Source organism: Nonomuraea lactucae (genome assembly GCF_003313395.1).
Taxonomy (GTDB): Bacteria; Actinomycetota; Actinomycetes; order Streptosporangiales; family Streptosporangiaceae; genus Nonomuraea; species Nonomuraea lactucae.
This window is the reverse complement of the sequence record NZ_QNFZ01000636.1, coordinates 1-2,640: the sequence shown is the minus strand read 5'-3', so window position 1 is coordinate 2,640 and position 2,640 is coordinate 1. Positions and strand designations below refer to the sequence as shown.

At 73.5% G+C, this 2,640-nt stretch carries 3 protein-coding genes; 2 read left to right on the top strand and 1 reads right to left on the bottom strand.

Annotated features, from left to right (window positions below; genetic code table 11):
• Window positions 1-105: 105 nt before the first annotated feature.
• Entirely contained in the window at window positions 106-1,299 is a 1,194-nt protein-coding gene (locus tag DQW85_RS24585) for an amino acid deaminase/aldolase (RefSeq protein ID WP_113702383.1), read from the bottom strand.
• 138 nt (window positions 1,300-1,437) lie between these two features.
• Between DQW85_RS24585 and DQW85_RS24580 the strand changes: the two genes are divergently transcribed.
• Window positions 1,438-2,037 (top strand): DUF6286 domain-containing protein, encoded by a 600-nt coding sequence (locus tag DQW85_RS24580; protein ID WP_113702382.1) that lies wholly within the window; start codon window positions 1,438-1,440, stop codon window positions 2,035-2,037.
• The gene (locus DQW85_RS24575; protein WP_113702381.1) at window positions 2,034-2,537 is read left to right on the top strand and encodes a hypothetical protein; all 504 of its coding nucleotides are present in this window, start codon (window positions 2,034-2,036) and stop codon (window positions 2,535-2,537) included. Before DQW85_RS24580 ends, DQW85_RS24575 begins: the two co-directional genes overlap by 4 nt.
• The last annotated feature ends 103 nt before the right edge of the window (window positions 2,538-2,640 follow it).

The window sequence follows — 2,640 nt, the reverse complement described above, 5'->3', positions numbered from 1 at the left end:
CAACCGCCGCCGCTGACCCGCCGCCGCTGACCCGTCGCGCCGCCGTCGCCGAGCTGCCGCGCCGCCGTCGCCGAGCTGCCGCCGACCTGTCGCTGACCTGTCGCGCTAGAGGAACGTCCTGCCCTCGCCGCGGTACGTGGGGGCCGACTCCACCAGCGTGTCGCCCTCGACGAGGTGCAGCGCGGCGAAGCGCTCGCAGAGCTCACCGGCCTTGGCGTGCCTGAACCACACCCGGTCGCCCACCCGCAGGTCCTGCGCCGCCTGGCCGATCAGCGGCGTCTGCACCTCGCCGGCGCCCTCGTCGGGGGCGTAGCGCAGCCCGGCCGGCAGGTACGGCTGGGGCAGGCGGACCGGGTCAGCCGGGCCCGAGGCGGGGTAGCCGCCGCCGAGCACCGTGACCGTGTCGAGCGCGGGGCGCCTGACCACCGGGAGCGCGAACAGGGCCGCCGGGCGCCCCGTGAAGCCGCGGTAGAAGTCGAACAGCCGGGGATGGAAGAACCCCGACCCGGCCGCCACCTCCGTGATGGCCTTCTCGCGGACGGTCCGTTCGATGGAGCCGGTGCCACCGCCGTTGACGAACTCGAGGTCGCAGAGCCTCCTGACGGCGTTCACGATGCGGCCGCGGCGCAGGATGAGGTCGCGCGCCGACCGGGCCTGCATGAGCCGGATCGCGCGGGTCAGGGCGGCGTTGCCCGGTGGGGCGTCGCCGACGCCGGCGATCTGGCCCTCGTACGCCATCAGCCCCACCAGCCGGAACCCCGGGCGTTTGGCGATCTCGGCGGCGAGGTCGGCGGCCTGGCCGGGGTCGCGGACGGGAGAGCGGAGTGCGCCCGCCCGGAACTTCCCGCCGAAGGCGACATACCCGGCGTCGATGTCCAGACATATCCGGATCTCGGGGCGGGGGTGCACGCCGGTCAGCACCTGATCCAGGTAGTCGAGGTGCTCGGTGGAGTCCACCATCACGGTGATCTCCCGGGCGGCCCTCGGGTCGCCGGCCAGGTCGGCCAGCGCCCGCCGGTCGGCCGTCGGGTAGGCCACCAGGACGTCGGTGAAGCCCTCGGTAACCAGCCAGAGCGCTTCCGGCAGGGTGAACGCCATCAGGCCGCGGAAGCCGTCCATGGCCAGGATCCGCTCCAGCACCGGCCGGGACCGGACCGACTTGGTCACCACCCTGATCGGTTTGCCGGCCGCCCGCCGAACGAGGTCCTTCGCGTTGGCGCGCATGGCGTCGAGGTCGAGGATCGCGAAGGGCGGGTCGAGCGCCGCTGTGGCGCGGTCGTAGCGCGGGCGGTCGTCCATACCGGCAGCGTAACCGCATATCCGGCAAATGAATATGAGTCGAGTTCATGTTGTTTGGGTGGCTCGTAATGATCGTGCAAACCGGCGGCGAGGGCATGGTCCACCGGATGCCCGATCCATGTACCTCTGGTCGGTGTGATGACCACGCTCCAGCAGATACTCCCCGGCGCCGGCGTCGCCGCCCAGGAGAGCCCGCTCCGCAGGTCGACACGTGCGCTCAGACCGGCTCGCACCCCGGTAGGGGCCGTGGTCGCGTTCGCGCTGACCGCCGGCCTCGCGCTGACGGCCGCCGAGGTGGTCTCGGCGCTGCTGGGCAGCCCGATGCGCTTGCTGCCGGTGAACCGCCTCATCGAGCAGGCGGGCCGGCACGCCTGGAGCGAGCTGCCGTTCGCCGCGCTGTGGGTGGCGGGCGCGGGCGCGGCGCTGCTGCTGCTGGCCGTGGTGCCGGGCCGGTGCAGGCTGGTGCCGGTCGAGACGTCCGACCCGAAGATCGTGATCGGCATCACCCGGGCCGGTCTCCGGCGCACGCTCCGCGCGGTCGCCGAGGAGGTCGAGGGCGTGGACCGGGCCCGGGTACGGCTGCGCAGGCGCGCCATCGAGGTCACCGTGGTCACCCGCGCGGAGAGCACGGGCGCGATGCTCAGGCAGGTCGGCATCGCCGTGGGCGACCGCCTGGCCGGGGTGGGCACGCTGGCGGCGGGAGAGGTCGTGGTGCGGCTGCGCAGGAGGGGGCGGTGATGCGGCAGTACGCGGGCAACAGGATCGGCCTGGCCGTCGTGGGCGGGCTACTGCTCCTCGCCGGGGCCTACGCCTGGCTGCGCGGCCGGGGCAAGCTGCCCGGGCTGCCGCCGCGGTCCAAGGTGCTGCCCGACCGCACCGCCGAGGCCATCGCCGGCCAGCCGTGGGCGCTGTGGCTGGTGGCCCTGGTGATGATGCTGCTCGCCCTGGTCACCCTGCGCTGGTTGCTCATCTGCCTGGGCTGGGGACGCCGCGGGGTCCGGTCGGGCACGGGCACGGCCATGCTCTGCGTCGGTCTCAAGGACGTCGAAGGGCTGACGGGCGCCGTGGTGCGCGTGGTGGGCGACCAGGCCCGCCTGCGCGTCGCCGTGACCTGCCCGTCGTCGGCCGACGTCGGAGCGATGGCGGGCAAGCTGGACCGGGACATCGTGGGCCGCATCCGCCGTGAGATCTGCGATGACGAGATCGGCACGATCGTCCGCCTGCACGTCCGCCGCTAGGCCGGCCGACGGCGGGTGGCTAGCACTCGATGACGTTGACGGCCAGGCCGCCGCGTGAGGTCTCCTTGTACTTGTCGAGCATGTCGCGGCCGGTGTCGCGCAT